The organism is Streptomyces liliiviolaceus (assembly GCF_018070025.1).
Classification (GTDB): Bacteria; Actinomycetota; Actinomycetes; order Streptomycetales; family Streptomycetaceae; genus Streptomyces; species Streptomyces liliiviolaceus.
The window spans coordinates 2178912-2204889 of record NZ_JAGPYQ010000002.1 but is presented as its reverse complement, the minus strand read 5'-3'; the positions used below and the strand labels follow the sequence as shown (position 1 = coordinate 2204889).

At 70.5% G+C, this 25978-nt stretch carries 25 protein-coding genes; 11 read left to right on the top strand and 14 right to left on the bottom strand.

The genetic code is table 11. The annotated features are described in order from the left end of the window. The 3 genes from J8N05_RS44920 to J8N05_RS44910 all read left to right on the top strand — a co-directional run bounded on the left by J8N05_RS44920 (position 1) and on the right by J8N05_RS44910 (position 3369). Positions 1-1278 carry an SfnB family sulfur acquisition oxidoreductase gene (locus J8N05_RS44920; RefSeq protein WP_210893610.1) on the top strand — a complete coding sequence of 426 codons (1278 nt, stop codon included), beginning with the start codon at positions 1-3 and terminating at the stop codon, positions 1276-1278. 85 nt (positions 1279-1363) lie between these two features. Then, the gene (locus tag J8N05_RS44915) at positions 1364-2509 is read left to right on the top strand and encodes an LLM class flavin-dependent oxidoreductase (RefSeq protein WP_210893608.1); all 1146 of its coding nucleotides are present in this window, start codon (positions 1364-1366) and stop codon (positions 2507-2509) included. Positions 2510-2667: 158 nt separating this feature from the next. Further along, on the top strand, positions 2668-3369 hold the full coding sequence (locus J8N05_RS44910; protein WP_247706954.1) for a nucleotidyltransferase domain-containing protein: 702 nt from the start codon (positions 2668-2670) through the stop codon (positions 3367-3369). 42 nt (positions 3370-3411) lie between these two features. Here the strand turns inward: J8N05_RS44910 and urtE are convergent, their stop codons facing one another. The 6 genes from urtE to J8N05_RS44880 form a co-directional block, all read right to left on the bottom strand. Next, positions 3412-4107 carry an urea ABC transporter ATP-binding subunit UrtE gene (gene urtE / locus J8N05_RS44905; protein ID WP_210893603.1) on the bottom strand — a complete coding sequence of 232 codons (696 nt, stop codon included), beginning with the start codon at positions 4105-4107 and terminating at the stop codon, positions 3412-3414. After that, positions 4104-4886, bottom strand: coding sequence for an urea ABC transporter ATP-binding protein UrtD (gene urtD / locus J8N05_RS44900; protein WP_210893601.1), 783 nt, complete (start codon positions 4884-4886; stop codon positions 4104-4106). The genes urtE and urtD overlap by 4 nt, the downstream gene beginning before the upstream one ends. Next, the gene (gene urtC, locus J8N05_RS44895) at positions 4883-6079 is read right to left on the bottom strand and encodes an urea ABC transporter permease subunit UrtC (RefSeq protein ID WP_247706953.1); all 1197 of its coding nucleotides are present in this window, start codon (positions 6077-6079) and stop codon (positions 4883-4885) included. Before urtC ends, urtD begins: the two co-directional genes overlap by 4 nt. Further along, positions 6076-6972: an urea ABC transporter permease subunit UrtB gene (gene urtB / locus J8N05_RS44890; protein WP_210893593.1), complete on the bottom strand. Its 897-nt coding sequence runs from the start codon at positions 6970-6972 to the stop codon at positions 6076-6078. The genes urtC and urtB overlap by 4 nt, the downstream gene beginning before the upstream one ends. 61 nt (positions 6973-7033) lie before the next feature. Further along, positions 7034-8260: an urea ABC transporter substrate-binding protein gene (gene urtA / locus J8N05_RS44885; RefSeq protein WP_383940782.1), complete on the bottom strand. Its 1227-nt coding sequence runs from the start codon at positions 8258-8260 to the stop codon at positions 7034-7036. Between the two features lie 335 nt (positions 8261-8595). Continuing rightward, on the bottom strand, positions 8596-9738 hold the full coding sequence (locus tag J8N05_RS44880) for a substrate-binding domain-containing protein (RefSeq protein ID WP_210893592.1): 1143 nt from the start codon (positions 9736-9738) through the stop codon (positions 8596-8598). A gap of 164 nt (positions 9739-9902) precedes the next feature. On the opposite strand from J8N05_RS44880, the gene J8N05_RS44875 reads away from it, so the two are divergent. From J8N05_RS44875 to J8N05_RS44860, 4 genes are all read left to right on the top strand, one after another. Next, positions 9903-10355 (top strand): MarR family winged helix-turn-helix transcriptional regulator, encoded by a 453-nt coding sequence (locus tag J8N05_RS44875; protein WP_210893590.1) that lies wholly within the window; start codon positions 9903-9905, stop codon positions 10353-10355. 158 nt (positions 10356-10513) lie between these two features. Further along, on the top strand, positions 10514-11836 hold the full coding sequence (locus J8N05_RS44870) for an aldehyde dehydrogenase family protein (RefSeq protein ID WP_210893588.1): 1323 nt from the start codon (positions 10514-10516) through the stop codon (positions 11834-11836). 228 nt (positions 11837-12064) lie between these two features. Continuing rightward, positions 12065-12952 carry a glycoside hydrolase family 19 protein gene (locus J8N05_RS44865; RefSeq protein WP_210893586.1) on the top strand — a complete coding sequence of 296 codons (888 nt, stop codon included), beginning with the start codon at positions 12065-12067 and terminating at the stop codon, positions 12950-12952. Positions 12953-13393: 441 nt separating this feature from the next. After that, positions 13394-13786, top strand: a complete 393-nt coding sequence (locus J8N05_RS44860) for a DUF3662 domain-containing protein (RefSeq protein ID WP_210893584.1) — start codon at positions 13394-13396, stop codon at positions 13784-13786. Between the two features lie 46 nt (positions 13787-13832). Here J8N05_RS44860 and J8N05_RS44855 read toward each other — a convergent pair whose 3' ends face one another. Continuing rightward, a complete protein-coding gene (locus J8N05_RS44855) occupies positions 13833-14324 on the bottom strand; it encodes a DUF5709 domain-containing protein (RefSeq protein WP_210893582.1) in 492 nt (163 codons plus the stop codon). Between the two features lie 185 nt (positions 14325-14509). On the opposite strand from J8N05_RS44855, the gene J8N05_RS44850 reads away from it, so the two are divergent. After that, positions 14510-15874, top strand: a complete 1365-nt coding sequence (locus J8N05_RS44850; protein ID WP_210893581.1) for an RICIN domain-containing protein — start codon at positions 14510-14512, stop codon at positions 15872-15874. Between the two features lie 96 nt (positions 15875-15970). On the opposite strand, the gene J8N05_RS44845 is transcribed toward J8N05_RS44850, so the two are convergent. Next, positions 15971-16681, bottom strand: coding sequence for a dienelactone hydrolase family protein (locus J8N05_RS44845; protein WP_210893580.1), 711 nt, complete (start codon positions 16679-16681; stop codon positions 15971-15973). A gap of 179 nt (positions 16682-16860) precedes the next feature. Between J8N05_RS44845 and J8N05_RS44840 the strand changes: the two genes are divergently transcribed. The 3 genes from J8N05_RS44840 to J8N05_RS44830 all read left to right on the top strand — a co-directional run bounded on the left by J8N05_RS44840 (position 16861) and on the right by J8N05_RS44830 (position 20011). After that, positions 16861-17271 carry a VOC family protein gene (locus J8N05_RS44840; RefSeq protein WP_210893579.1) on the top strand — a complete coding sequence of 137 codons (411 nt, stop codon included), beginning with the start codon at positions 16861-16863 and terminating at the stop codon, positions 17269-17271. A 49-nt stretch (positions 17272-17320) separates the two neighbouring features. Then, the gene (locus tag J8N05_RS44835) at positions 17321-18430 is read left to right on the top strand and encodes an adenosine deaminase (protein ID WP_210893578.1); all 1110 of its coding nucleotides are present in this window, start codon (positions 17321-17323) and stop codon (positions 18428-18430) included. 354 nt (positions 18431-18784) lie between these two features. Beyond that, a complete protein-coding gene (locus tag J8N05_RS44830; RefSeq protein ID WP_210893577.1) occupies positions 18785-20011 on the top strand; it encodes a cytochrome P450 in 1227 nt (408 codons plus the stop codon). A 169-nt stretch (positions 20012-20180) separates the two neighbouring features. Here J8N05_RS44830 and J8N05_RS44825 read toward each other — a convergent pair whose 3' ends face one another. From J8N05_RS44825 to J8N05_RS44800, 6 genes are all read right to left on the bottom strand, one after another. After that, a complete protein-coding gene (locus J8N05_RS44825) occupies positions 20181-21446 on the bottom strand; it encodes a cytochrome P450 (protein WP_210893576.1) in 1266 nt (421 codons plus the stop codon). After that, entirely contained in the window at positions 21443-22060 is a 618-nt protein-coding gene (locus J8N05_RS44820) for a GTP-binding protein (protein WP_107019020.1), read from the bottom strand. Before J8N05_RS44820 ends, J8N05_RS44825 begins: the two co-directional genes overlap by 4 nt. After that, a complete protein-coding gene (locus J8N05_RS44815; RefSeq protein WP_189776066.1) occupies positions 22041-22397 on the bottom strand; it encodes a DUF742 domain-containing protein in 357 nt (118 codons plus the stop codon). Before J8N05_RS44815 ends, J8N05_RS44820 begins: the two co-directional genes overlap by 20 nt. Beyond that, positions 22394-22816: a roadblock/LC7 domain-containing protein gene (locus J8N05_RS44810; RefSeq protein WP_210894361.1), complete on the bottom strand. Its 423-nt coding sequence runs from the start codon at positions 22814-22816 to the stop codon at positions 22394-22396. Before J8N05_RS44810 ends, J8N05_RS44815 begins: the two co-directional genes overlap by 4 nt. A gap of 119 nt (positions 22817-22935) precedes the next feature. Then, positions 22936-24696: an ATP-binding protein gene (locus J8N05_RS44805; protein ID WP_210893575.1), complete on the bottom strand. Its 1761-nt coding sequence runs from the start codon at positions 24694-24696 to the stop codon at positions 22936-22938. Between the two features lie 329 nt (positions 24697-25025). Next, positions 25026-25946 (bottom strand): LysR family transcriptional regulator, encoded by a 921-nt coding sequence (locus J8N05_RS44800; RefSeq protein WP_210893573.1) that lies wholly within the window; start codon positions 25944-25946, stop codon positions 25026-25028. Between the last annotated feature and the right edge of the window lie 32 nt (positions 25947-25978).

Below are 25978 nucleotides of genomic sequence, written 5' to 3'. Positions count from 1 at the left end.
ATGTCAGCGGACACCACCACCGAGACCCCTCCCGAACGGGGCACCACCGAGACGGCTCCGGAACGGGGCGCCACCGAGACCGCTCCCGGACGGGGCGCCGCCGAGGTCATCGCCGACGACGCCGAAGCCCTGGCCGTGGCCGCCGCCCTCGCCGACGAGTTCCGGTCCGGGGCCTCCGACCGGGACGCCGGACGCAGGCTCCCGCGCGAGGAGCTGGACCGCCTCTCCGGCTCCGGCCTGCTCGCCGTCACCGTGCCCGCCGAGCACGGCGGCGCCGACGTGACCCAGCAGACGCTCGCCGAGATCTTCCGCCTCCTCGCCTCCGCCGACGCCAGCCTCGCCCAGATCCCGCAGAGCCACTTCGTCTACGTCAACGTGATCCGCCGCCAGGGGACCGCGCAGCAGCGCGCGTTCTTCTTCGGCGAGGTGCTGGCCGGGCGCCGCCTCGGCAACGCCCAGTCGGAGGCCGGCACGAAGCACGTCCAGGACATCCGCACCCGGCTGGCACGGCGGCCGGACGGCTCGTACGTCCTCACCGGCGTCAAGCAGTACTCCACGGGCGCCCTCTTCGCCGACTGGATCCCCGTCCTCGCCCGCACCGAGGACGATGCCCTGCACGTCGCCTACGTGCCCAGGGACGCCGAGGGCCTGACGGTCGTCGACGACTGGGACGGCATGGGCCAGCGCACCACCGCCAGCGGTACGGTCCGCCTCGACGCCGTGCAGGTCCCCGCCGACCGGGTCCTCCCGCACCATCTCACTTTCCAGGGGCCGCAACTGCACGGAGCCGTCGCCCAGTTGCTGCACGCCGCCATCGACGCCGGGATCGCCGCGGGCGCGCTCTCGGAGGCCGTGGACTTCGTCCGCACCAAGAGCCGCCCGTGGTTCGAGAGCGGCTTCGAGACCGCGGCCGAGGACCCGCTGCTCATCCAGCGGTTCGGGGAACTGGCCGTCCAGGTGCGGGCCACCGAGGCGCTGCTCGGCGTGGCGGCCCGCGAGATCGACACGGCCCGCGCCGGCCTCACCGAGGAGTCGGCCGCCGAGGCGTCCGTCGCGGTCGCCGCCGCCAAGGCGCACGCGGCGGCCACCGCCGTCGAGGTGTCGAGCGCGCTCTTCGAGGTGTCCGGCACCCGGTCCGCCCTCGACTCCCTCAATCTGCACCGGCACTGGCGCGACGCACGCACCCACACCCTGCACGATCCGGCCCGCTGGAAGATCCAGCACATCGGCCGGTACGTACTGAACGGCACCCTGCCGCCACGCCACGGACTCCTCTGAGCCGAAAGCGCCAGCCGAAAGGCGCCCAGCCGAAACCGCAGAGCCGCCCCGCACACCGCCCCGCGCCCGATCGGAGAACGCACCCGTGTCCCTCACCTTCCACTGGTTCCTGCCCACCAACGGCGACAGCCGCCATGTCGTCGGCGGCGGCCACGGCACCCCGGCCACGGTGTCCGGCCGGGACCGGCCGCCGACGGTCGCGTATCTGAGCCAGATCGCCCGCGCGGCCGAGGACCTCGGCTTCGTCGGCGCGCTCACGCCCACCGGCGCATGGTGCGAGGACGCCTGGCTGACCACCGCGATGGTCAGCCAGCACACCGAGCGGCTGAAGTTCCTGGTCGCCTTCCGGCCCGGGTTCGTCTCGCCGACGCTCGCCGCGCAGATGGCGTCCACCTTCCAGCGCCAGTCCGGCGGACGCCTCCTCCTCAACGTCGTCACCGGCGGCGAGAGCCACGAGCAGCGCGCGTACGGCGACTTCCTCGACAAGGACGCCCGCTACCGCCGTACCGGAGAGTTCCTGGAGATCGTCCGCGGTCTGTGGGAGGGCAGGACCGTCGATCTGGACGGCGAGTTCCTCAAGGTCGAGGACGCCACACTGGCCCGTGTGCCCGACCCGGTCCCCGAGGTGTACTTCGGCGGCTCCTCGCCCGTCGCCGGTGAGGTCGCCGCCAAGCACGTGGACGTCTACCTCACCTGGGGCGAGCCGCCCGCGCAGGTCGCCGAGAAGATCGCGTGGGTGCGCGCGCTGGCCGAGAAGGAGGGCCGCACCGTCCGGTTCGGCATCCGGCTGCACGTCATCACCCGGGACACATCCGAGCAGGCGTGGGCGGAGGCGGAACGGCTGCTCGCCGGGTTCGACCCGGAGACCGTGAAGTCCGTACAGGCCGGACTGGCCCGCAGCGAGTCCGAGGGCCAGCAGCGCATGCTCGCCCTGCACGGCGGCGGCAGCCGGGACGGCCTGGAGATCCACCCCAACCTCTGGGCGGGCATCGGCCTCGTGCGCGGCGGCGCGGGCACCGCCCTGGTCGGCAGCCACGACGAGGTCGCCGAACGCATCGGCGAGTACCACCGCCTGGGCATCGACGAGTTCGTGCTCTCCGGCTACCCGCACCTGGAGGAGGCGTACTGGTTCGGCGAGGGCGTCCTGCCCCGGCTCGCCGCACAGGGCCTGTGGCAGCATCCGTTCGCCGCCCGGCCGGCTCCCTCGGCACAGGTCCCGTTCGCGAGCTGAGCACCGGTACCGTCCCGGTCATCCGTCCCCGGCGCCCCCGCCCGGCCCCCGTACTCCCGGGAAAATCGCTGTACGCGACCGTCCCCCGGGTGATGACCTTGTGCGAGCCGCCCGGCTCGCACAAGGCAGCGGGGCCGCGGGGGAGAAGGGGGACGGCTGTGGACACCCAGAACATCCTGTTGTCCGGCATCGTCGGTTCGACCGCGTACGGACTGGCCCGCGAGGGCTCCGACGTGGACCGGCTCGGCATGTTCGCCGCCCCCACCGAGGACTTCCACGGCCTGCACGGGCCGAAGGAGACCCACGTCACGACCAAGCCCGACAACACCCTCCACGAAGCGGCCAAGTGGTGCAGGCTCGCCCTGGGCGGCAACCCGACCGTGACCGAACTGGTGTGGCTGCCCGACGAGTTGTACGAGGTCCGCACCCCGCTCGGCGACGAACTGATCGGCATCCGCACGACCCTGCTCAGCGCGAAACGGGTCCGCGACGCCTATCTCGGCTACGCCACCCAGCAGTTCAAGCGGCTCTACGACCGCGGGGCCGCCTCAGCCTCCGCCAGCGCGGAGACCCGCAGGCGCACCGCCAAGCACGCCCGGCATCTGCGCCGCCTGTGCCACCAGGGCTTCGAGCTGTACGCCGGCGGCGCCCTCACCATCCGCGTCGAGGACCCGGACGACTACCACCGCTTCGGCGAGCAGGTGGCGGCGGACGCGATGGTCGCGCTGCCCCTGCTCCAGCGGTACGAGGCGGCCTTCGACAAGACCCGCAGCGCACTGCCGGACCAGCCCGACGAGGCCCCCGCCGAGGCGTGGCTGCGCCGGGTCCGGGCCGCGTACTACACGCGGTCCGGACCGTGAGCGGCTGCGTTCAGACACTCAGGAACTCAGGAACTCAGGAACTCAGACGCTCAGCGCCTCCCGCACCGACCGCTCGGCCTCCTGACCTCCCTCGCCCGACGACGTGACCCGCCCCGCCTCCAGGACGTAGTACCGCTGGGCCGCCCGCATCGCGAAGCCGACGTGCTGCTCGACGAGGAGCACGGAGAGCCCGCCGCGCGCGGCCAGGGCGAGGACCGTCTCCTCGATCTCCGCCACGACCGAGGGCTGGATGCCTTCTGTCGGCTCGTCGAGCAGCAGGATCCGAGGGTCCGTCACCAGGGCACGCGCTATGGCGAGTTGCTGCCGTTGTCCGCCCGAGAGCAGTCCCGCCCGCCGCGTCGACAGGCTGCGCAGCACCGGGAACAGGTCCAGCGCCTCCGAGACCGCGGCCTTGCCCCGTCCGCGGCCGTCGGCGACGAGCTGGAGGTTCTCCGCCGTCGTGAGATGGGGGAAGGCCTGCTGTCCCTGCGGCACGTACGCCATACCGCGTGCCACCCGCTCGTGCGGTCTGCGGCGGGTGATGTCCTCGCCGTCGAGCCTGATCGCCCCGCTCGACGGGGTGAGCAGTCCGACGGCCGCCCGCAGCAGGGTGCTCTTGCCCGCGCCGTTGTGCCCGAGCACCGCCGCGACGCCGTCGTCCGGCACGTCCACGGAGACTCCGTGCAGGACGAGGCTCCGGTGGTAGCCGACCCGGATGTCGTCGATCTCCAGCTTCATACGCCTCCCACCTCCGGTACGGTCGCGCTCGCCACGGCACCGCCGGCCGCGTGACCGAGGTACACCTCCTGCACCCTGGGGTCGGCCTGGACCTCGGCCACGGTCCCCTCGCTGAGCACCCGTCCCGCGTGCAGCACGCTGACGCTGCGCGCGAAGGACCGCATGAAGTCCATGTCGTGCTCGATGACGACCACGGTCCGCTCCTCGCTGATGTGCTCCAACAGCTCGCCCGTGGCCTCCCGTTCGTCGTGGCTCATCCCGGCGACCGGCTCGTCGAGCAGCAGCAGCCGCACGTCCTGCACGAGCAGCATGCCGATCTCCAGCCACTGCTTCTGGCCGTGCGCGAGCGTGCCGGCGAGGCTGTCGGCCTGGTCGGTGAGCCCGACCGTCTCCAGCGCGCGGGCGACGGGCTCCGGCACGCCCTTGCGGCGCCGCAGCATCGTCAACATGCCGCGCCCGGCGCCGGCCGCGATGTCCAGGTTCTGCAGGACCGTCAGCTCCTCGAAGACGGTGGCGGTCTGGAAGGTCCGGCCGATGCCCGACCGGGCGATCCGGTGCACGCTCCGGCCGAGCAGTTCCGCGCCCCCGAAGAGGACCGAGCCCTGTGCCTTCACGAGTCCGGTGACGGCGTCGACGAGCGTGGTCTTGCCCGCGCCGTTCGGCCCGATCAGAAAGCGGAGGTCGCCCGGCGTCACGTCGAGATCCACCCCGTCGACCGCGGTGAACCCGTCGAAGGACACCCGCAGTCCGCGTATCTCCAGCCCCGAGAGCTCACTCATACCGCTCCTCCCAGCGGAAGGGCGGACGACTTCTCCCTGCCGGCGCCCCCATCCGTCTCCGCGTTCGTGTCCGGGTCCGCATCGCCGTCTCCCTCGGCGTCCCCGCTCGTGTGCGAGGCTCTGCGCCGCCGTACGATCTGGGCCAGGGAGACGAGACCGCCCGGCAGGAACGCCAGGGCCACGATGAACAACAGCCCCTGGAAGTACGTCCAGGCCGCCGGGAACTCCTCCGACAGGGCCGTCTTCGCCCACGCCACCCCGATCGCGCCCAGCACCGCCCCGGCGAGGCTCGCCCGGCCGCCGACCGCGGCGCCGATGACGAACTCGATCGACGGCACGATGCCGATCATCGCGGGGGAGATGATGCCGACCGCGGGCACGAACAGTGCCCCCGCGAGCCCGGCGGTGCCGGCCGCGACGACGTACGCGACGAGCTTCACGTTCGCCGGGTCGTACCCGAGGAAGCGCACCCGCTCCTCCGAGTCCCGCACGGCGACGAGGAGTTCGCCGTAGCGGCTGTGGATCAGCTGCCGGACCAGGGCGATCAGGAGCAGCAGGACGGCGGCGATGACGAAGTACACCATCCGCTGGTTGACCGGGTCGTCGAGGTCGTAGCCGAAGAAGCCCTGGATGTCGGTGAGTCCGTTGGTGCCGCCGGTCGTCGCCTGCTGGCCGATCAGCCAGATCGCGAAGGCCGCCGCGAGCGCCTGGCTCAGGATCGCGAAGTACGCGCCCTTGACCCGGCGGCGGAAGATGAACGAACCGAGGATCGCGGCGACGGCCATGGGCAGCAGCACGGTGGCCGCGAGGGCGAACAGCGGGTTCCCGAACGGCCGCCACCACCAGGGGAGTTCGGTGGCGGTGCCGTACAGCTGCATGAAGTCGGGGAGGTTGCCGGGGCCCGCGTCCGCGATCTTCAGATGCATCGCCATGGCGTAGCCGCCGAGCCCGAAGAACACGCCCTGGCCGAGCGTGAGCAGGCCGCCGCGGCCCCAGGCCAGACAGATGCCGACGGCGACCATCGCGGTGCACAGGTACTTGGCGAGCAGCCCGAGCCGGAAGTCGGAGAGCGCCAGCGGCGCGAGCGCGAACAGGGCGACGGCCGCGGCGGCGAACCCGGCCCACGCGCGGGCCGGGCGGCCGGTGGACACCGACGGGCCCTTGAGCGCCGGGGCGCCTTTGAACAGGGTCATACGAGACTCCTCGTACGCAGGGTGTACAGCCCCTGGGGCCGCCACTGGAGGAAGGCGACGATGGCCACGAGGACGAGCACCTTCGCCACGCTGACGGTGGTGGAGTACTCCAGGACGGACTGCATGACTCCGAGGGCGAACGCGACGATCACCGTGCCCTTGAGCTGTCCGATGCCGCCGACCACGATCACCAGGAACGCGTCGATGATGATGTTGGTGCCCATCGTGGGTCCGATCGGGCCGACCAGCGTCAGCGCGACACCCGCGACCCCGGCGAGCCCGGAGCCGAGGAAGAACGCGGTCCGGTCCACCCGCGAGGTGGAGATGCCCGACACCTCGGCCAGGTCCCTGTTCTGCACGACCCCGCGGATCCGGCGGCCGAGCGAGGTCAGCCGCAGTGTGAGCGACAGCGCGACGACGGCCGCCACCGCGAGGGCGAGGATGAACAGCCGGCTGTTGGCGAAGGTCAGCGGGTCGTCGCCGCCGAGGACGGTGATGTTCCCGGTGAGCCAGTCGGGCGCGCGGGTCTGCACGTTGGGCGCGCCGAAGATGTCGCGGGCGAGCTGCTGGAGCATCAGCGACACACCCCAGGTGACGAGCAGCGTGTCGAGCGGGCGCAGATACAGACGCCGGATGAGCACCCACTCCAGCAGCGCGCCGAGCGCGCCCGCCACCAGGAAGGCGACGGGCAGCGCCACGAGGAGGGACAGGCCGGCGCCGGAGATGGACTTCTGGAGGACGTACGTGGTGTAGGCGCCGGCCATGATGAACTCGCCGTGGGCCATGTTGATGACGTTCATCTGGCCGAAGGTGAGCGAGAGTCCGAGCGCGATGAGCAGCAGGACGGCACCGATGCTGATGCCGGTGAAGGTCTGACCGAGGATCACGGTCATACGGCGGCTCCGAGGAGGCAGGACGCGGGGGCCTCGCGGGAAGGCCCCCACGCGCGGTCGGTCAGGAGAGGCCGGAGGCCCAGTCGTAGCCCTTGAGGAACGGGTCGGGCTCGATCGGCTTGCCGGAGTCCCACACCTGCTCGATGAGCCCGTCGGTGCCGATCTTCCCGATCCGGGCGGTCTTGTGGATGTGCTGGCTCGCGCCGTCCACGGTGACCGTGCCCTCGGGGGCGTCGAAGGTGATGCCGTCCGAGGCCGCCTTGACCTTCTCCGGATCGAAGGACTTCGCCTTCTCGACCATGGCCTTCCACAGATGGACCGAGGTGTACGCGGCCTCCATCGGGTCACTGGTCGGCTTGTCCTGGCCGTACTTGGCCTTGTACGCCTTCACGAACGCGGTGTTCGCCGCGCCGGACGTCGTCTGGTAGTAGTTCCAGGCCGTCAACTGGCCCGCCAGGTACTGCGGTCCGATCGACTTCACCTCCTCCTCGGCGATCGACACCGAGACGACCGGCATGCTCCTGGCGGTGAGACCCGCCGACTTGTACTCCTTGAAGAAGGCCACGTTCGAGTCGCCGTTGAGGGTGTTGAAGACCGCGTCGGCCTTGGACGCCTTCACCTTGTTGGCGATCGTGCTGAACTCCGTGGAGCCCAGCGGCGCGTAGTCCTCGCCGAGCACCTTCATGCCGTTGGCCTTCGCGTACGCCTTGATGATCTTGTTGGCGGTGCGCGGGAAGACATAGTCGCTGCCGACGAGATAAATGCTCTTCTCGCCCCGGCTCTTGAGATAGTCGAGCGCCGGAACGATCTGCTGATTGGTGGTCGCCCCCGTGTAGAAGATGTACGGGGACTCCTCAAGGCCCTCGTACTGCACGGGATAGAACAGCAGGGACTTGTTCTTCTCGAAGACGGGTTTCACCGCTTTGCGGCTCGCGGAGGTCCAGCAGCCGAAGGTGGCCGCGACCCGGTCCTCCTTGATGAGCTTGGCCGCCTTCTCGGCGAAGGTCGGCCAGTCGGAGGCGCCGTCCTCGCTGACCGGTTCGATCTTCTTGCCGAGGACTCCGCCGGAGGCGTTGATCTCCTCGATCGCCAGCTTCAGGGAGTCGCGTACGGTCACCTCGCTGATCGCCATGGTGCCGGAGAGCGAGTTGAGCAGGCCGACCTTGACGGTGTCGCCGCTCGTGTCGGCCTTCGCGGCCCGGTCGGACGAGCCGCCCGCGGCGTCGGTCTTGGCGCCGCACGCGGTGAGCGCGACGGCGGCGGCGAATGCGGCGGCGCCCGCGATCACCCGGCGCCGGGACGAACGGGAAGCGCTGGTACCGGACGGACGAAAAGCGCTGGAACCGGACCGATGGAAAGCGCTGGAACCACTGGAACCGCTGGACAAATGGACCCCCTCGGGCTGGGAGGACAACCTCCTCCTGGCGTGCGGTCCACAGCCTCAAGTCAGCCTGTTTCCAAGCTGTTTCGCATTACTTTCCCGGCGGTATCTTCCGACTCTCATCCGCTTCTCGTCGCGAAACAAAAAATGCCCCGGACGGAATTAGTGAAATGAATTCACAGTTCGCCCAAGGCATTCTGATTACTTCCTGTGGGAAGTATCTTCGCGCAAGCGGGAACATGTCAAGAGCGGGAGGCGTCCGGATTCAGCTGGGCCACCACGTCGAAGTCCACGCCGTCCGCCCGCGCCAGGTAGATCCGCTGGCGCACATGGCCGCCGCGCAGCCTCAGCAGCCCGCGCGGGCCCTCGTAGGAGACGGTGTCCGCGGCGGCGCCGATCGCTGTGACGTCCAGGGTCCCGGCCCGGTCGATGAGCGCGGCGAGCAACAGCACGCCCTCGTAACACGATTCACCGAGACTGCCGAGCGCCGGTGCCTGAACGCCGTACCGCCCGGCGTACTGGCCGTGGAAGTCCAGCGTGTCCTGGTTGGCGAGGGAGGCGAAGAACCCGGCCGTGCTGTAGAGGCCGGCGGTGGCCGTCGGGCCGCTCGCCATCAGCATGTTCTCGTCCATCAGGGTGCTCAGGCGCAGACACCGCTCGTCGAGCCCGGACGCGGCGAACGCCCGGTTGAAGCGCACCGCGTCGCTGCCCACGAGCAGCATCAGCACCCCGGTCGCCTCCGACCGCTCGATGCGCCTCAGCACCGCGTCGAAGTCATGGGTGCCCAGCGGCAGATACGCCTCCGCGCAGACGGCGCCGCCCGACTCGCGCGCGTAGCGGTGCGAGGCCCTGGCCGTGCGGCGCGGCCACACATAGTCGTTGCCCACGACGAACCAGCGGCGCACCCCGTGCTCGCGGGCCAACAGGCCCATGGCCGGTCGGAGTTGGGCGTCCGGCGTCTCGCTCGTGAGGAACACGCCCGCCGTGTGCTCCCCGCCCTCGTACAGCGCCGTATACACATAGGGCACCCGGTGGGCGATCCGCGGCGCGATCGCCTGGCGTACGGAGGAGATGTGCCAGCCGGTGACGCCCTGCACGATGCCGAGACCGACCAGCGCCTCCACGTTCTCGGCGACGCGCCGCGGTTCGGCGCCGCCGTCCACCGGCAGCAGCCGCAGCTCCTTGCCGAGCACTCCGCCCGAGCGGTTGACCTGCTCCGCGGCGAGCCGCGCGCACAACTCGCAGGTGGGTCCGAAGATTCCGGCCGCGCCCTGCAGGGGGAAGACCAGCGCCACGCTGACGACCGAGTCGTCGGCCGTGAACCAGTCGGGCGGAGGGAGGCCGAGCGGGGAGGGGGCGGGCGGAAGCGGGTCGGGCCGGACCATGGGGGCATGATTGCGGGAACGTCCGGTGAACTCCAGTCCGTCTCGGGGTACGGTCGGCCCCGCACCCGCCGCACGGGGGAGATCCCCGGGGAAAGCACGACTTGTACGATGCGAGGGCCCCTCGCGGGGCCCCTGGAGCGTCGATCTCGGGAGTGAGGAGCAGGATGCCGACCCCGTCTCCGCGCCGGTCCGAGGACCTCGCGCACCTCCTGACGCGGGCCGAACGGCTGGCGGCGCGCCTCCTCCAGAGCGCCCTGGAGGAACACGGCTGCACCCTCGACGCCTGGCGCGTGCTCTCCCTGCTCTCCGACGGCGAGGGGCACCCCATGACGGCGGTCGCCGAAGAGGCCTTCCTGCCGCCGGCGACCCTCACCAAACTGGTCGACCACCTCGTCGACCAGAACCTGGTCCACCGGCGGATCGACCCGCTCGACCGGCGGCGCATCCTGGCCCACCTCACCCCGCGCGGTGCGACGTACTGGCGGCGCGTCGACCGCGACGTGCGCACCCGGTGGCCCGCCCTGAGCGGTGGCGACGGCGACGAGGAACTGCTGCGCGGCCTGCTGCTCCGGCTGGTGGACGAGCTCGACGGGGCGGCGGCGGAATCGTCCGTCTGAGCGGACCCCCTGTCCCCTCGGGGTGACCTCACGATCACGGGCGGTGTCTTCGGCCGGGGCGGAATGACGATGCCGTATAAATGGTTGGCATATACATCGAGCTTGCCGCTCGATGTACCGAGTGCGGGTCACGAACCCGCCCCGACCAGCGAGGCACCGTGAACCAGCCCACCCCCGAGCAGCCCGCCGACGTCGTGGCCCGGCTGCGCGCCACCTTCCGCTCCGGCCGCACCAAGCCCGTCGAGTGGCGCACCGGCCAGCTGAGCCGCCTGCGCGAGATGCTCACCACGTACGGTGCCGCACTCGCCGCCGCCCTCCACGCAGACCTGGGCAAGAGCTCCACCGAGGCCTTCCGCACGGAGATCGACTTCGTCGTGCGGGAGATCGACCACACCCTCGAACACCTCGAAGAGTGGCTGCGCCCCGAGCCCGCCCCGGTCCCCGCGCACCTCGGCGCCGACGCGACCGGCTGGACGCGCTACGACGCGCTCGGCGTCGTCCTGGTCATCGCCCCCTGGAACTACCCGGCGCAGCTCCTGCTGGCCCCGATGCTCGGCGCGCTCGCCGCGGGCAACGCGGTGGTCGTCAAGCCCAGCGAAATGGCCCCCGCCACCTCCGCCGAACTGGCCCGGCTGCTGCCCCGCTACCTCGACACCGACGCCGTCGCCGTCGTCGAGGGCGGCATCCCGGAGACCACGGCCCTGCTCGCCGAGCGCTTCGACCACATCTTCTACACCGGCAACGGCACGGTCGGTCGCATCGTGATGACCGCCGCCGCCCGGCACCTCACCCCGGTCACCCTCGAACTCGGCGGCAAGTCCCCGGCCTTCGTCGACCGCGGCGCCGACCTGACCGTCGTCGCCGAGCGCCTGGCACGCGGCAAGTTCCTCAACGCCGGACAGACCTGTGTCGCACCCGACTACGTCCTCACCGACCCCGAGACCGCCCGCGCCCTGGAGCCCGTACTGACCGAGGCCGTCGAGAAGCTGTACGGGGCCGACGCGTCCACCTCCGCCGAGTACGGCCGGATCATCAACGAGCGGCACTTCGACCGGCTCAGTGGGCTGCTCGACTCCGGCCGGATCGTCGTCGGCGGCGGCACCGACCGTGCGACGAAGTACATCGCGCCGACCGTCCTGGCCGACGTCGACCCCGACGCGCCCGTCATGCGCGAGGAGATCTTCGGCCCGGTCCTGCCGATCGTCACCGTCCCCGGTCTCGACGAGGCCATCGACTTCATCAACGACCGCGACAAGCCCCTCGCCCTGTACGCCTTCACCGAGTCGGACACCACCCGGGAGCGGCTCGCCGCCGAGACCTCGTCCGGCGGCCTGGGTCTCGGTCTGCCGCTCGCCCATCTCACCGTCTCCGACCTCCCCTTCGGCGGAGTGGGGGAGAGCGGCATGGGCAACTACCACGGCCGCTACTCGATCGAGACGTTCAGCCACCGCAAGGCGGTACTGGAGAAGCCGCTGAGCTGAGGCGGCGGACGGGCGCGAGCCTGTGACCTGAAGCGGCCCGGCGCCGGGGCGAGTTGACTGGTCTACACCCTTGACTGGTCCAGACCAAGGTGGTGGAGTGTGCCTCACCACCCCCCACCACGGCTGCCCCGTACGCCGCGGCCGGCCCCGCCGGCACACGCGTACAAGGTCCGCCCCGCGCTGCCCCCGTACGGGTCCGCGGCCGTGCTCCGTGAAGGAGTTGCCCCTGTGTCCAGGCGCCGTCTCTCCGCGTTCGTGGCCGCGATCGTCCTCGGAACCGCCGCACCGGTGCTGTTGCCGGCCTCGGGCGCGTCCGCCGCGGCCTGTTCGAGCTACCCGAGCTGGGTGGCCGGCAAGTCCTACGTGACCGGCAACATCGTCCGGTACACCGACGGCAAGGCCTACATAGCCGAGCACGACAACCCTGGCTACGACCCCACCATCAGCACCTGGTACTGGGAGCCGTACGCCTGCGACAACGGACCCACCAACCCCTCCGGGTTCGTCGTCAGCGAGGCACAGTTCAACCAGATGTTCCCGAACCGGAACTCCTTCTACAGCTACAGCGGGCTCAAGGCCGCGATGAGCGCCTACCCGGCCTTCGCGAACACCGGCAGCGACACGGTGAAGAAGCAGGAGGCCGCGGCCTTCCTCGCCAACGTGAACCACGAGACCGGCGGCCTGGTCCACATCGTCGAGCAGAACACCGCCAACTACCCGCACTACTGCGACTGGGGCCAGCCCTACGGCTGCCCGGCCGGCCAGGCCGCGTACTACGGCCGCGGCCCCATCCAGCTCAGCTGGAACTTCAACTACAAGGCCGCGGGCGACGCGCTCGGCATCGACCTCCTGAACAACCCCTGGCTCGTGCAGAACGACTCGGCGGTCGCCTGGAAGACCGGCCTCTGGTACTGGAACACGCAGTCCGGTCCCGGCTCCATGACCGGCCACAACGCGATGGTCAACGGCGCGGGCTTCGGCCAGACCATCCGCTCCATCAACGGTTCGCTGGAGTGCGACGGCAAGAACCCGGCCCAGGTCCAGAGCCGCGTCGACAGCTACCAGCGGTTCGTCGGGATCCTCGGCACGACGGCGGGCAACAACCTGTACTGCTGACCCACCACTCGCTGTACCGCTGACACACCACTTGAGCGCTGTGGGGCGGCCGGTTCACCACCGGCCGCCCCACAGCGCTTCCGCGTGTGCTGCGTCAGCCGAGGACGCTCCACGACGTGCCGCCGTTCACCGCCGTGAGGACGGCGAGCACCACGATGTCCGCGATGCCGAGCCACAGTCCGAGCGGCGCGGCGGAGATTCGCCCTGTCGCTCAGGGGTACCCCACGGCTTCCGTCTGTTCCGCGAAGAACGGGAAGGTCGCCAGGTCTTCTCCCGTACCTGGAGCGGGACGGAGCCACGGGACCCGCTTGAGGCGGTCGGACGCGTCTTTTTCCACCGGCCGGGCACCCGGAGGAGGAGAGGGAGCGCCCCGCGCGGCACACCACGGGACGGCACGCCGCGAGACGGAATGCCACGACACCATCGAGGAGAAGTTGAAGCGTGAGCACACTCACTGGTCTGGAACGAGCCATGGAACGCCTCGGGGGGTCCCTGCTCGCGCATTTTCGCCACAAGGAGCCGGTCGAGCTGATCGAGGCCCTGCACAAGGAGTGCGACGACCACATCGTGGTGTGCAGCGAGAGCCGGACCGTCGTGCCCAACGCCTACGAGGTCGAGCTGGCCGAGTTCGCCCACGAGGAGCTGGAGCGCAACGGCGGGCGGATAGACCAGGTGCTCACCGACAGCCTGCTGCGGTACGGGGAGAAGCAGGGCTATGAATGGGCCGGCCCGCTGACCGTGCACGTCACCCGGTCACCGGACCTGCCCAACGGCCGGTACCGGGTGGCGAGCGCGGTCATGAAGCATGTACGGGCCGGTGCCTTCCAGCACTGACCGACCGCCGGGACCGACCGACCGCCGGGACCGACCAGCCGCGGGATCAGTCCCGCCGCAGTGGTGTCGGCGGCAGCTCCTCCTCCTCGGGGATGAGATGGACCGCGGCCTCCTCGGCACCGGCGGCTCCGCCGTCGATGCCGATGTCCGAGGCGACGGCCTCCTTCGTCCTGTCCTCGTGCGCGCCCTCGTCGGGCGCCACCAGCCGCCCCGCGCGCTCGTCGCCGGCCCCGGGGTCGGTCGCCTCGCCTTCTCCGTAGGGCAGGTCCCCGACGGCGTCGCCGACCGGGGTCTCCTCGTCGGGGACCTCCTGGCGCAGCCGTTCGTCGAGGCTCTCGCCCTCGTGCTGCTCGGCCGCCGTGACACCGCTCTTGGTGACCCCCAGCGGCTTCTCGGGCGGTGAATAGCCCTCGTCGAGCACATCGTCGTACGTACGTTCGTCCACCGCGTCCTGGAGATCCAGCGGCGCCGCGTCCGCCTGCTCCTCGTTGGTCCCCGTGGGCTGGTGGACGTCGTCGGCCATGTGGTCGTCGCTCATGTTCGGCCTCCCGGTGCGGTGATCGTCTCTTTCCCCGTAGGGGTAACGCGGTGCCCGGCACAGGCCCCGCGAAACACCGCGCTATTGACCGGTACATACCAACCCGATTGAGTGTCCCGCGCAGACCCCCCACTTTCCCGGCCGCCGACCAGGCGCCGCCGCGCTGCCGAAGGGACCTCACCGCCATGCGGAGATTCCGCCCCCTGCTCGCCCTCACCGCCGCCGCAGCGGCACTGACCACCGCCCTGGCCGTTCCCTCCCACGCCGCGGAGGTACCGACGGCGGGCGTGTTCTACGTACAGAGCGCGGTCACCGGCCTGAACGCCGCCGACAGCGGGGGAGCGGTCGTCCAGCGCAACCCCAAGGGCAACGAGGACCGCCAGCAGTGGACGCTCCGGGCCACCGGCACCTCGTACGTCCTGGAGAACACCGACACGGCCGGCAGCTGCCTGGGCCGGTCCGGGGGACAGGCGAGGACCGTCGCCTGCACGAGTGCCGACGCCTCGTGGGAGATCACGTCGACGGGCACCGACCGCTACCGGCTCAAGGTGCCCGGCGCCGACCAGTACCTGACCGTCGGCGCCAAGGCCTCCGGCGCCAACTACCCCGCGCAGCTCGTCGTCGGCGCGGCGGGCGACCCGGCCGCCTGGTACCTGACCCCGGTGACGTCCCCGACCTCCCCGATGCCCTCCGCGGGCCAGCGCACCCTGGACCAGGTCACGTTCCTCACCTCCCACAACGCCTACGCGAACGGCGTCGACGGCGGGTTCGCCCCGCCCTTCGTCAACCTCGTCCCGAACCAGAGCCGGGGCATCAACCAGCAACTCACCGACGGCGTACGCGGGTTCATGCTGGACATCCACCAGACCCCGGACGGCGCGATCCTCTGCCACAACAGCTGCACCCTCGTCAGCCGGCCCGTGGCCCTGAACGTGGACCTCCAGCGCATGGTCGACTTCCTGCGGCAGAACCCGAGCGAAATCGTCACGGTGTTCCTGGAGGACTACGTCGACCCGGGGGTTCTGCGCAGTGAACTGGCCAAGGTGAACGGCCTGTCCGACGTCCTCTACCGCCCGGACCGGGCCGGCGTACGCGCGAACGGCTGGCCGAAGGTGGCGGACCTGATCGCCGCCAACGACCGGCTGCTCCTCTTCACCGACCACAGCCGCTCCGCCGACGAGTCCGCCGGGCTCACCCGGGACAGCTTCGGCGTCATGTACCAGCGCGAGTGGACCGTGGAGAACTACTGGTCCATGGGCTCTGGCCTCGGCAGCTCCGACTGGTCCTGCTACAGCCGCTGGTACGACGCGAACACCAACGTCCCCCTCACGGCGACGGCGTCGCCCTTCCGCCCGCTCTTCGTGATGAACCATTTCCGGGACGCGGCGATCGCCTCGACCGCCACCACCGACAACACCAAACTCACCGACCGGGCGCAGCGGTTCTGCCAGCCCGCCGCCCGCAAGAAGCCCAACTTCCTCGCGGTGGACCGGTACGACCTCGGCTCACCGGCCTCGGCGGTGGCGACGCTGAACACGTACACGTACTGACTGACTATGAACACGTACTGAACGCGAACACGTAGTGATTCGCACGTGCCGACGTGCGCCGCTGCCCCCGGCGGAACCGGGGGCAGCGGCATACGGTCAGCCCAGCTGCGCGTGCAGGAACTCGACCGTGCTGCGCCAGGCCTGCGCGGACGACTCGGGGTCGTGGACCTCCGGGCGGCCGTCGTTGAAGAAGGCGTGGTCGGCCGGGTAGACGCGGAAGTCCGGGGTGATGCCGGACTGCTCGCGGATCGTCTCGCCGAGCGTGGTGAGGGAGTCCACGGGGATGGCGGAGTCGCGCTCGCCGTAGTGCCCGAGGATCTGGGCCTTGAGGCCGGAGAAGTCCGGGGCCTCGCCCTGGATGACGCCGTAGAACGGTACGGCGGCGCGGACGCGGGGGTCGGTGGCCGCCTGGTAGAGGACGAAACCGCCGCCCATGCAGAAGCCGACCGAGCCGACGGTGTCGGAGGTGACCTCCGGCATGGCCAGCAGATGGTCGACGGCGCCGGACAGCAGCTCGACCCCGCGCGGCACGGGCAGCTCCTGCATCATCCGGTACGCCTCGGAGCTCTCATGGGCGACATTGCCGCCGTAGAGGTCCGGGGCCAGAGCCACGAAGCCCTCCTTCGCCAGCCGCTCGGTGACGTCGGCGATGTGGTCGGTCAGGCCCCACCACTCCTGGATGACGATGACACCGGGCCCTCGTCCGGCCGGTGGCAGTGCCAGGTAACCGTGCGCGGTGGTGCCGCCGCTCGGGAAGGTGACGTTCTGATGGGCGGGTGCCCCGGTCGACCTGGGCGTCTCGGACATGGTGTGTCACTCCTGTCTCTTGATCCTTCCCCCAGCATGCAGGAGGCGGATGCCGCGCGGGCAGGCGACCCCCCGGCGATGGCGTATCCTCGCGTGTTACGTATAACCCCTGCTGTTCCCCCTTGCAGCCGGCCGCACTGCCGGCTCCTTGCCGCAGCGACACCCCGGAGAGGTCCCTGATGCGACGCGTTGCCCTGGTCACCCTCGTCGTCGACGACTACGACGAGGCGATCCGCTTCTACACCGAAGCCCTCGGATTCCGGCTCGCCGAGGACACCCCGCGGCCCGACGGATCCCGCTGGGTCGTCGTGGAGCCGGACACCGCCGGCCACGGCACCGGGCTCCTGCTGGCCCGCGCCAAGGGCGAGACACAGCGCGAGCGGATCGGCGACCAGACCGGCGGCCGGGTCGGCTTCTTCCTGCACACCGACGACTTCGCCCGCGACCATGCCCGGATGACCGCCGCCGGCGTGACCTTCCTGGAGGAGCCGCGGCACGAGACGTACGGTTCGGTCGCCGTCTTCCAGGACCTGTACGGGAACCGGTGGGACCTCCTGCAGCCTGCCGCCCCCGACACGCCCGCCCAGTAGTCCATCCCGTCCCCTCCCGCCCCCAGAGAACCTGCCGAGGAAACACCGCATGACCGCGTCTCCCACCGACTCCCGTAACGACGTCCGTCCCGACGTCCGTCCCGACACGGACACCGTCCGCCGGCTCCCCAAGGCCGTCCTGCACGACCACCTCGACGGCGGTCTGCGCCCCGCGACGCTCGTCGAACTCGCCGCCGCGGTCGGCCACACCCTCCCCACCACCGACCCGGACGCGCTCGCCGCCTGGTACTACGAGGCGGCCAACTCGGGCGACCTCGTCTGCTACATCGCCACCTTCGAGCACACCCTCGCGGTCATGCAGACCCGCGAGGGCCTGCTGCGCACCGCCGAGGAGTACGTGCTCGACCTCGCCGCGGACGGCGTCGTCTACGGCGAGGTCCGCTACGCCCCCGAGCTGATGCTCGACGGCGGGCTCACCCTGCCCGAGGTCGTCGAGACCGTGCAGGAGGGCCTGGCCGCCGGCATGGCGAAGGCGGCGGACGCCGGTACGCCCGTCCGGGTCGGCACGCTGCTGTGCGGCATGCGGATGTTCGACCGCAGCCGCGAGATCGCGGACCTGGCCGTTGCGTTCCGGGACGCGGGTGTCGTCGGCTTCGACATCGCGGGCGCCGAGGACGGCTTCCCGCCCGCCGACCACCTCGACGCGTTCGCGCACCTGCGCGCCGAGAACGTCCCGTTCACCATCCACGCCGGTGAGGCGCACGGCCTGCCCAGCATCCACCAGGCCCTCCAGGTCTGCGGCGCCCAGCGCATCGGCCACGGCGTCCGGATCACCGACGACATCGTGGACGGCAAGCTCGGCCGCGTCGCCGAGTGGATACGCGACCGCCGGATCGCCCTGGAGATGTGCCCCACCTCCAACCTCCAGACCGGCGCGGCCACCTCGATCGCGGACCACCCGATCACCCGGCTGCGCGACCTGGGCTTCCGCGTCACCCTCAACACCGACAACCGGCTGGTCTCCGGCACGACCATGACCCGCGAGATGTCCCTGCTCGTCGAGGAGGCGGGCTGGACCCTCGGCGACCTCCGTACGGTCACGGTCAACGCCCTCAAGAGCGCGTTCATCCCGTTCGACGAGCGCAACGCGCTGATCCGGGACGTCGTCCTGCCGGGGTACGACCTCGCGACGCGCTGACCTTCCCGCGCCGACCGTCCTGCGCTGACGGTCTTGAGCCGACGGTCCCGCGCCGACAGGTCCCGGCTGACACGTGTCGAATGAGTCGTGGCCGAAATCGTTCTCCGGCTCCGGGAGCGGCGGTTCGCCGCAGGGTGAACCGCCGCTCTCCCGGCGACAGGACGACCACCGGACTCCGGCATTCCGGCTCAAAACTCTCGGATCATGGGAGGGGCTCCGTCGTAAATCATGAGGGGGAGGCGTGTGCGGCACGGAAAGGTCGGGCATTCAACTTCGGCCAGGACTGGACTGTTTGAGCCATCGAAAGATCATTAACCTGTTCTTCGACGGCACGCATCCAACACGAGGAGTTCCGTGTCCACTGCCCAGCAGGCGCCCGACATCCTCTCTCCCGAGTTCGCCGCGGATCCCTACCCCGCGTACGCGGCGATGCGAGAGAAAAATCCCCTGATCTGGCACGAGGCCACCCAGAGCTACATCATTTCCCGCTACGACGATGTCGAACGGGTTTTCAAGGACAAGAAGTCCGAGTTCACGACCGGCAACTACGACTGGCAGCTGGAGCCGGTCCACGGCAAGACGATCCTCCAGCTCAGCGGCCGTGAGCACGCGGTGCGGCGCGCACTCGTCGCCCCGGCGTTCCGCGGCAGCGACCTCCAGGAGAAGTTCCTGCCGGTCATCGAGCGCAACTCGCTCGCGCTCATAGACGCCTTCCGCGAGACCGGTTCGGCGGACATCGTCACCGACTACGCGACCCGGTTCCCGGTCAACGTCATCGCGGACATGCTGGGCCTGGACAAGGCCGACCACGCCCGCTTCCACGGCTGGTACACCGCCGTCATCGCCTTCCTCGGCAACCTCTCCGGTGACGCCGAGGTGACCGCCGCCGGTGAGCGCACCCGCCGGGAGTTCGCCGAATACATGATCCCGATCATCCGCGACCGGCGCGACAACCTGGGCGACGACCTGCTGTCGACGCTCTGTGCCGCCGAGGTCGACGGTGTCCGGATGAGCGACGAGGACATCAAGGCGTTCTGCAGCCTGCTGCTCGCCGCCGGCGGGGAGACCACGGACAAGGCGATCGCCAGCATTCTCGCCAACCTGCTGATGAATCCCGAGCAGTTGGCGGCCGTCTACGAGGACCGCAGCCTCATCCCCGCCGCCTTCGCGGAGACGCTGCGCTACACCCCTCCGGTCCACATGATCATGCGGCAGTCGGCCACCGACGTCGAGGTGTCCGGCGGCACCATCCCGCAGGGGGCCACGGTGACGTGCCTCATCGGAGCCGCCAACCGTGACGAGCGCCGCTACGGCGACCCCGACCGGTTCGACATATTCCGGGACGACCTCACCACGACCTCGGCGTTCTCGGCCGCGGCCGACCACCTCGCGTTCGCGCTGGGCCGGCACTTCTGCGTCGGCGCGCTGCTGGCCAAGGCGGAGGTCGAGATAGGGATGAACCAACTGCTCGACGCGATGCCGGACCTGCGCCTCGCCGAGGGCTTCGACCCCGTGGAACAGGGCGTCTTCACCCGGGGCCCCCAGTCACTGCCGGTCCGGTTCACCCCGGCCGGCGTCTGACCACCCACGTCCTCCGCGTGCCCGGATTCCGGGCACGCGGAAGGCTGGGCGCCCCGAAGGGGCGCGGGGCTGTGACATTGTGCGGCTCCGCCGCGTGGGCGCGCCCAGCCACAACGCACCCGCAGGCATGCAACACACCCGCAGATATCCAGCTGAACCCAGCGGAGCGCTAATGCACGGCCGGAGTGAACTGCACCGGCAAGGAGTTCAGCCCCCGCATCCAGATCGACGGCCGCCACGTCAGCTCCGAGGGATCGACCCCCAGCACCAGGTCGGGCAGCCGCTCCAGCAGCGTCTCCACCGCCGTACGGGCCATCACGTCCGCGAGGAGCGGCGCCGGATACGGGCAGCGGTGCTCGCCGTTGCTGAACGACAGGTGCGAGGAGTTCTCCGCACCGACGTGCGACTCGGGCCAGATCTGCGGGTCCGTGTTGGCCGCCGCGAGACCGAGGACGAGGCAGTCGCCCTCACGGATGAGGCGCCCGCCGAGCTGCGTGTCGCGCACGGCCCAGCGGCCGATGAAGTTCTGGGTCGGCGTGTCCAGCCACAGCACCTCGTTCAGCGCGTCGCCGACACTGACCCGGCCGCCGGAGACGTTCACCGCGAACCGCTCGTCGGTCAGCAGCAGACGCAGGGTGTTGCAGATCCAGTTGGCGGTCGGCTGCTGGGCGGCGGCGATGACGGAGATCAGGTCCTGCACGATCTCCTCGTCGCTGAGCCCCGCCGCGTCCTGCAGCATCCGGGAGGTGACATCGGGACCCGGCCGGTCCCGCTTCTCCTTCACCAGCTGCATGATGCGCTCCCCGACGCGCATGTACGCCGCCACCGGGTCGTCGCCCTCACCGGCGTCGAGCGAGATCCGCAGATCGTCGACGAGCTGCTCGGTGTCCGCGCTGCCCTGCGGCATACCGCACATCCACAGCACGGCACGGGCGGGCAGGGCGTGCGCGTACGTGCTCATCAGCTCGGTCTGCCCGCTGCCGCCGAACGAGGCGATCAGCGACTCGGCGATCGACTGGCACTCGCGGGCCAGTTCGAACTGGTCGACCCCCTCCAGCGCCTGCGTGATGACACCGGCCCGGCGCTGGTGCTCCGGGCCCTCGGTGAACAGCACCGACGGCTGGTAGCCGACGAACGGCATCAGGGGCCAGTCCGCCGGAATGTTCGGCCACTGGTTCCAGCGCCGGGAGTCCCGCGCGAACAGCTCGTCATGGCTGGTCACATAGCTGACCTCGGGATAACCGAGGACGAGCCAGGCCGGGATGTCGCCGTCGAGGAAGACCGGAGCCACCGCGCCGTGCTCCCGGCGCATCGTGCGGTACAGCTGCGAGGGCGTCTGCTGGTACTCCAGACCGCCCAGCTGCACGGCGGAACCGTGCGCCGGGCAGCCCGGTGGAGGGGTCTTCGACGAAGTGGAGCCGGTGGTGTCGCTCACGACGTCCCTTCCTGGGACAGGGCCAGTGCGTAGAGATGGTCCACGAGAGTGATCAGGACTTCCTTGCCCGACGACCTGACCCGCGCGTCGCAGTCGACCATGGGCACATGGTCGCCCAGCGCGAGCGCCTGCCGGATCTCGTCGAGCGAGAACCGCTGTTCGTCGTCGTCGAAGCGGTTGACGGCCACCACGAACGGCGTCTTGTGGTGTTCGAGCCTGTCTATCGCGTACCAGGAGTCCTCCATGCGCCGGGTGTCGACGAGGACGATCGCGCCCAGGGTGCCGGAGAACAGCCGGTCCCACAGGAACCAGAAACGCTCCTGGCCCGGTGCGCCGAACAGGTAGAGCACCATCCGCTGGTTGAGGCTGATGCGCCCGAAGTCGAAGGCGACGGTGGTCGTGGTCTTGCGCTCCACACCCGCCGTCTCGTCGACGCCCTGCCCCGCCTGCGTCATCACCTCTTCGGTGTTCAGCGGCCGGATCTCGCTGACCGAGCGGACCAGGGTGGTCTTGCCGGCGCCGAAACCGCCCACGACGACTATCTTCAGTCCGGTCTCGGCGGCATCGGCCAGCGGCGTGCGCTGGGCGGGCAGCTCAGAGGTTGCGGAGCCCATGGAGCACCTCCTGCAGCAGTGCGGTTTCGGGGAGGGTCGCGACGGAATCGGCCGCGCGGGGGTGACGGGCGCTCACCTTGCCCATGGCATGGAGGTCGCCGAGGAGGATCCGCACGACGGTGATGGGCAGTTTGAGCTCGGCCGAGACCTCGACCAGTGCCGTGGGATGGCGGCACAGCTCAAGGATCCGGACGTGCTCGGACTGCATCCCGGCGGTGGGCTCGCACTCGCTGACGATCAGCGTGACCAGGTCGAAGGCGTCATCGGCTTCGCTGCGTCCGCCCGTGACCGTGTAGAGCCGGTCCGGGTCGCCGATGTCCACGGGTTTGCGGCTCACGCCGAGGCACCCCTGCTGGTGACGGGCGTACGGGGTTCGGCCCGCAGATGGTCGCCGATCTGCTCCACCAGCTCGGTCATCTGATGGCCGACGACGCCCGGGTCGGCGCTCTCCTCGGCGACGAGCGCGAGGTGCGCGCCCTGGCCGGCCTCCACGATGAACAGCAGGCCCCCGTGGAACTCGGTCATGGAGTGCCGGACGCCGCCGGTTCCGTCGCCGAACTCCACGGACGCGCCCTGGGCGAGAGCCTGGATGCCGGAGCAGATCGCCGACAGCTGGTCGGCCTGGTCGAGGGTCAGGTGCTCCGTCCAGCACAGTTTCAGACCGTCCCGGGACAGGACGAGTGCGTGGCGGGTGCCCGGCGTGCGCTCCAAGAGGTTCATCAAGAGCCAGGTGAGGCTGTTGTCAGTGGTCTCCATGATGGGCGGGTCGGGCGATGACCAGTCGGTGGTCACCCGGCCCGTTCCTCCAATCCAACGGGGTGCGGCGAATCAGTGCGGGGTGGGCTTGCGGAGCTGTGCGAAGGTGCGGAGGCGATCTAGCCGTTCGCCTCGGGCCCGGTCTCGGTCTCGGGTCCGGCGTCCTCGCCGGGCGCGGCGGGGGAGCCGTCGGCGGCCCCTCCGGCGTGCCGGCCGCGGTGGAAGGCGCCGAACCGGCTTCCGGCGTCGCGCGGCGGAGCGTTCACGTCGGGCTCCGCCTTGGGCGCCTCGGGAGGGTTCTTCGCCCGTCCGCGTTCCGCCTCGGCCATGGTGCGGCCGGGAGCCCGGACGGGCAGTCCGCCCGGAGTGGCCGCGCCGCGCCGGCGGGGGATGTCGACCGGGGGCGCCTCGTCCACGGGCGCGGCCGCCTGCGGAGTGCGTACCGGAAACGATTCCTCGGCCGCGGGGACCGGCGCGGGGGCCGGGGGTGCGGCCGGTGCGGCAGCGGCCGGACGCTCGGGACCGACCGGTTCGCGCTGCTGGGCCACCAGTTGGGGCGGCAGCAGGACGACGACACCGGTGCCGCCGCGCGAGGAGGGGCGGTAGTTGACGCTGATGCCGTGCTTGGCGGCGAGCCGTCCCACCACGCTCAGGCCCAGGCGGGTGCCCTGGAGCGAGGCGAGGTCGGTGACCTGGCCCGACACCGACTCCTCGGCCCGGCGCATGGAGGCGCCGGACATCTTCAGGCCGCTGTCCTCGATGGTGACGACGAGACCGGCGCTGCGCTCCTCCACGTACACGTGGACCTCGTCGATCGGCGGCGAGAAGTTGGCGGCGTTGTCCATGAGTTCGGCCAGCAGGTGCATCACGCCCTCGGCGGCGAAGCCCGCGATGGAGGCCTTGCTGGAGTTGTGCAGCCGCACCCGCCGGTACGCGGCGATCCGGCCGACGGAGCCGCGCAGGATGCTCTCCATGACGATCGGCTTGTTCCACACGCGGCTGGAGCGACCGCCCATCAGCAGGGCGAGCCGGTCGGTCATGAGGCCCAGCTGGGAGGTGCTGTGGTCCAGCCGCAGCAGATCGCCGAAGATCTCCCCGCCGTGGCGGTCCTGCATGTCGCGGAGGTCGGCGAGCATGCCGACGGTCTTGGCCTGGACCCGGCTGAGGGCCTTCGCGGAGGCGGCCTGGGCGGCGGCGGACCGGCGCTCGCTGTACGCCAGTTCACGGATGAACGATTCCGCGGGCGAGCGCAGCAGCGGATTGCTCGGCCAGTCGAGCTTGGCGAGCACGGTGTCGGCCGAACTGCCCTCGCGCAGCAGGGACACCGCGGCGGGCAGGGTGTCGTGGGTCAGCCGCTCAAGCTCCTGCGTCCCGTTGGCCAGTTCGCGCCGCATCACGTCGAGGTCCGACTGCGCGTCGGCGGTCCGCAGCACGGACTGGGCGACCTCGGTGGTGAAGACATGCAGCATCCGGCGCAGATACGGGTCGGAGGGGGTGGGCAGACCTGCCAGCACCTTGTCGGCGCCTACGCCGTTCTTCAGCTGTTCGGCCACCGCCGGCAGGGTCACGTTGACCAACTGGTCCGTCTCGGCGCCGTGCTGGCTCCAGTTGTTCTTGGTCATCTCCAGTTCGCCGGTGCGCGACACCGTCTGGCGGTGGGCCTTGCGCAACCGGGCGGAGGCGAGGGCGACGACGGCCGCTATGCAGCCCCAGGCGGCGATCGCCGTGCCCGCCACCCAGGGGCGGGCGCTCTCGGGGGCGAGGCCGACGGCCGCTCCGGCACCTGCGGCCGTGACGAGCAGGACCGCGGGGAACACGACCGGAGTGGAACCCGTCTTCTGCGCAGATCGGCGTTGACGGGGGCGAGCAGGCACTGGCATTCCGCGGTCCCTCGGTCCGTGCGAGCAGGAGTTAAGTCCACAGGTGAAACATCGCCGGGAGTCCGGAAGATGGTAGGCCCTCCTCCGGATCAAGCGCGCCCTCATGCTAGTCACCGCGGCCGGTGGACAGGACCGACAGGGCGCTCATCACTCGCACGACTTCACTTCGTCGGGAAATGGCTACCACGACATCACTGTGTGGTAGATGAACTGAGTTGACGTCAACTGGGGGATGACATGCGGCAGTCGTCATTTTCATGCGCTTTGCCGCCCGGGCGTCATGTTCGAAACTTCGTCACCTTCGATTCACAGCGTGCATTTTCAGCCAACTAACCGCTGATCCTGGCCGATGAGCCGACCGTTTCGACCGCCAGAACCTCCGTGTCGAGCAGGGACATGAACGCCCTCGCCGCCGGGCTGGTCGCCTCCGGCGGCGGCAGCATCGCGACCGTCTCGTACGGCGTCTCGGTGTCGGCCTTGAGCGGGAGGGCCGGGAGGGCCGGCCGCTTGTGGGCGAAGTGACGCGGTACGACGGCGATGCCGAGGCCCTCCTCGACGAGGTCGAGCAGGCTGTGCACGTCGTTCACCTCCAGGGTGACCGTGCGCTGCACCCGCGCCGCCGCGAAGGCCGCGTCGGTGGTGCGGCGCGGCCCCCAGTCGGGGTGGAAGTCGACGAAGGCCTCGCCGCCCAGCTCGTGCGGGGTGACGGGGCCGCCGCCCGCCAGCGGGTGCGAGGGATGGCAGACGACGGTCATCGGCTCTCGGGTCAGCGGCAGACTGCGCAGCTGCTCCGTGTCGGCGCGGGTCGTCACCGCGAACGCCAGGTCCAGCCGGCCCGCGGCGACGTCCTCCGCGAGCGCGCCCGAGCCGGCCTGTCGCAGCCGGATCTCCACGTCCGGATGGCGTCTGCGGAACTCGGCCAGCAGGGGAGCCACGTGCACGCCAGCGATGCACTGCTCGGTGCCCAGCGACAGCGTGCCGCGCAGTACCCCCTGTACGGCGGCCACCGCGTCGTGGGCCGCGCGGACCTGCGCCAGGATCCGCTCCGCCTCGGTCAGCAGCGCCCGCCCGGCCTCGGTGAGCGTGACCCGGCGGGTGGTACGGACGAACAGCGGCGCGCGCAGCTCGCGCTCCAGGGCCCGGATGGAGGCGGACAGGCCGGACTGCGACACCATGAGGCGTTCGGCCGCCCGGGTGAAGTGCTGGTCCTCGGCGACCGCGACGAAATGCTGAAGGTGGCGCAATTCCATGATTGAGAAGCGTATCCGCTGAATCCCATCCG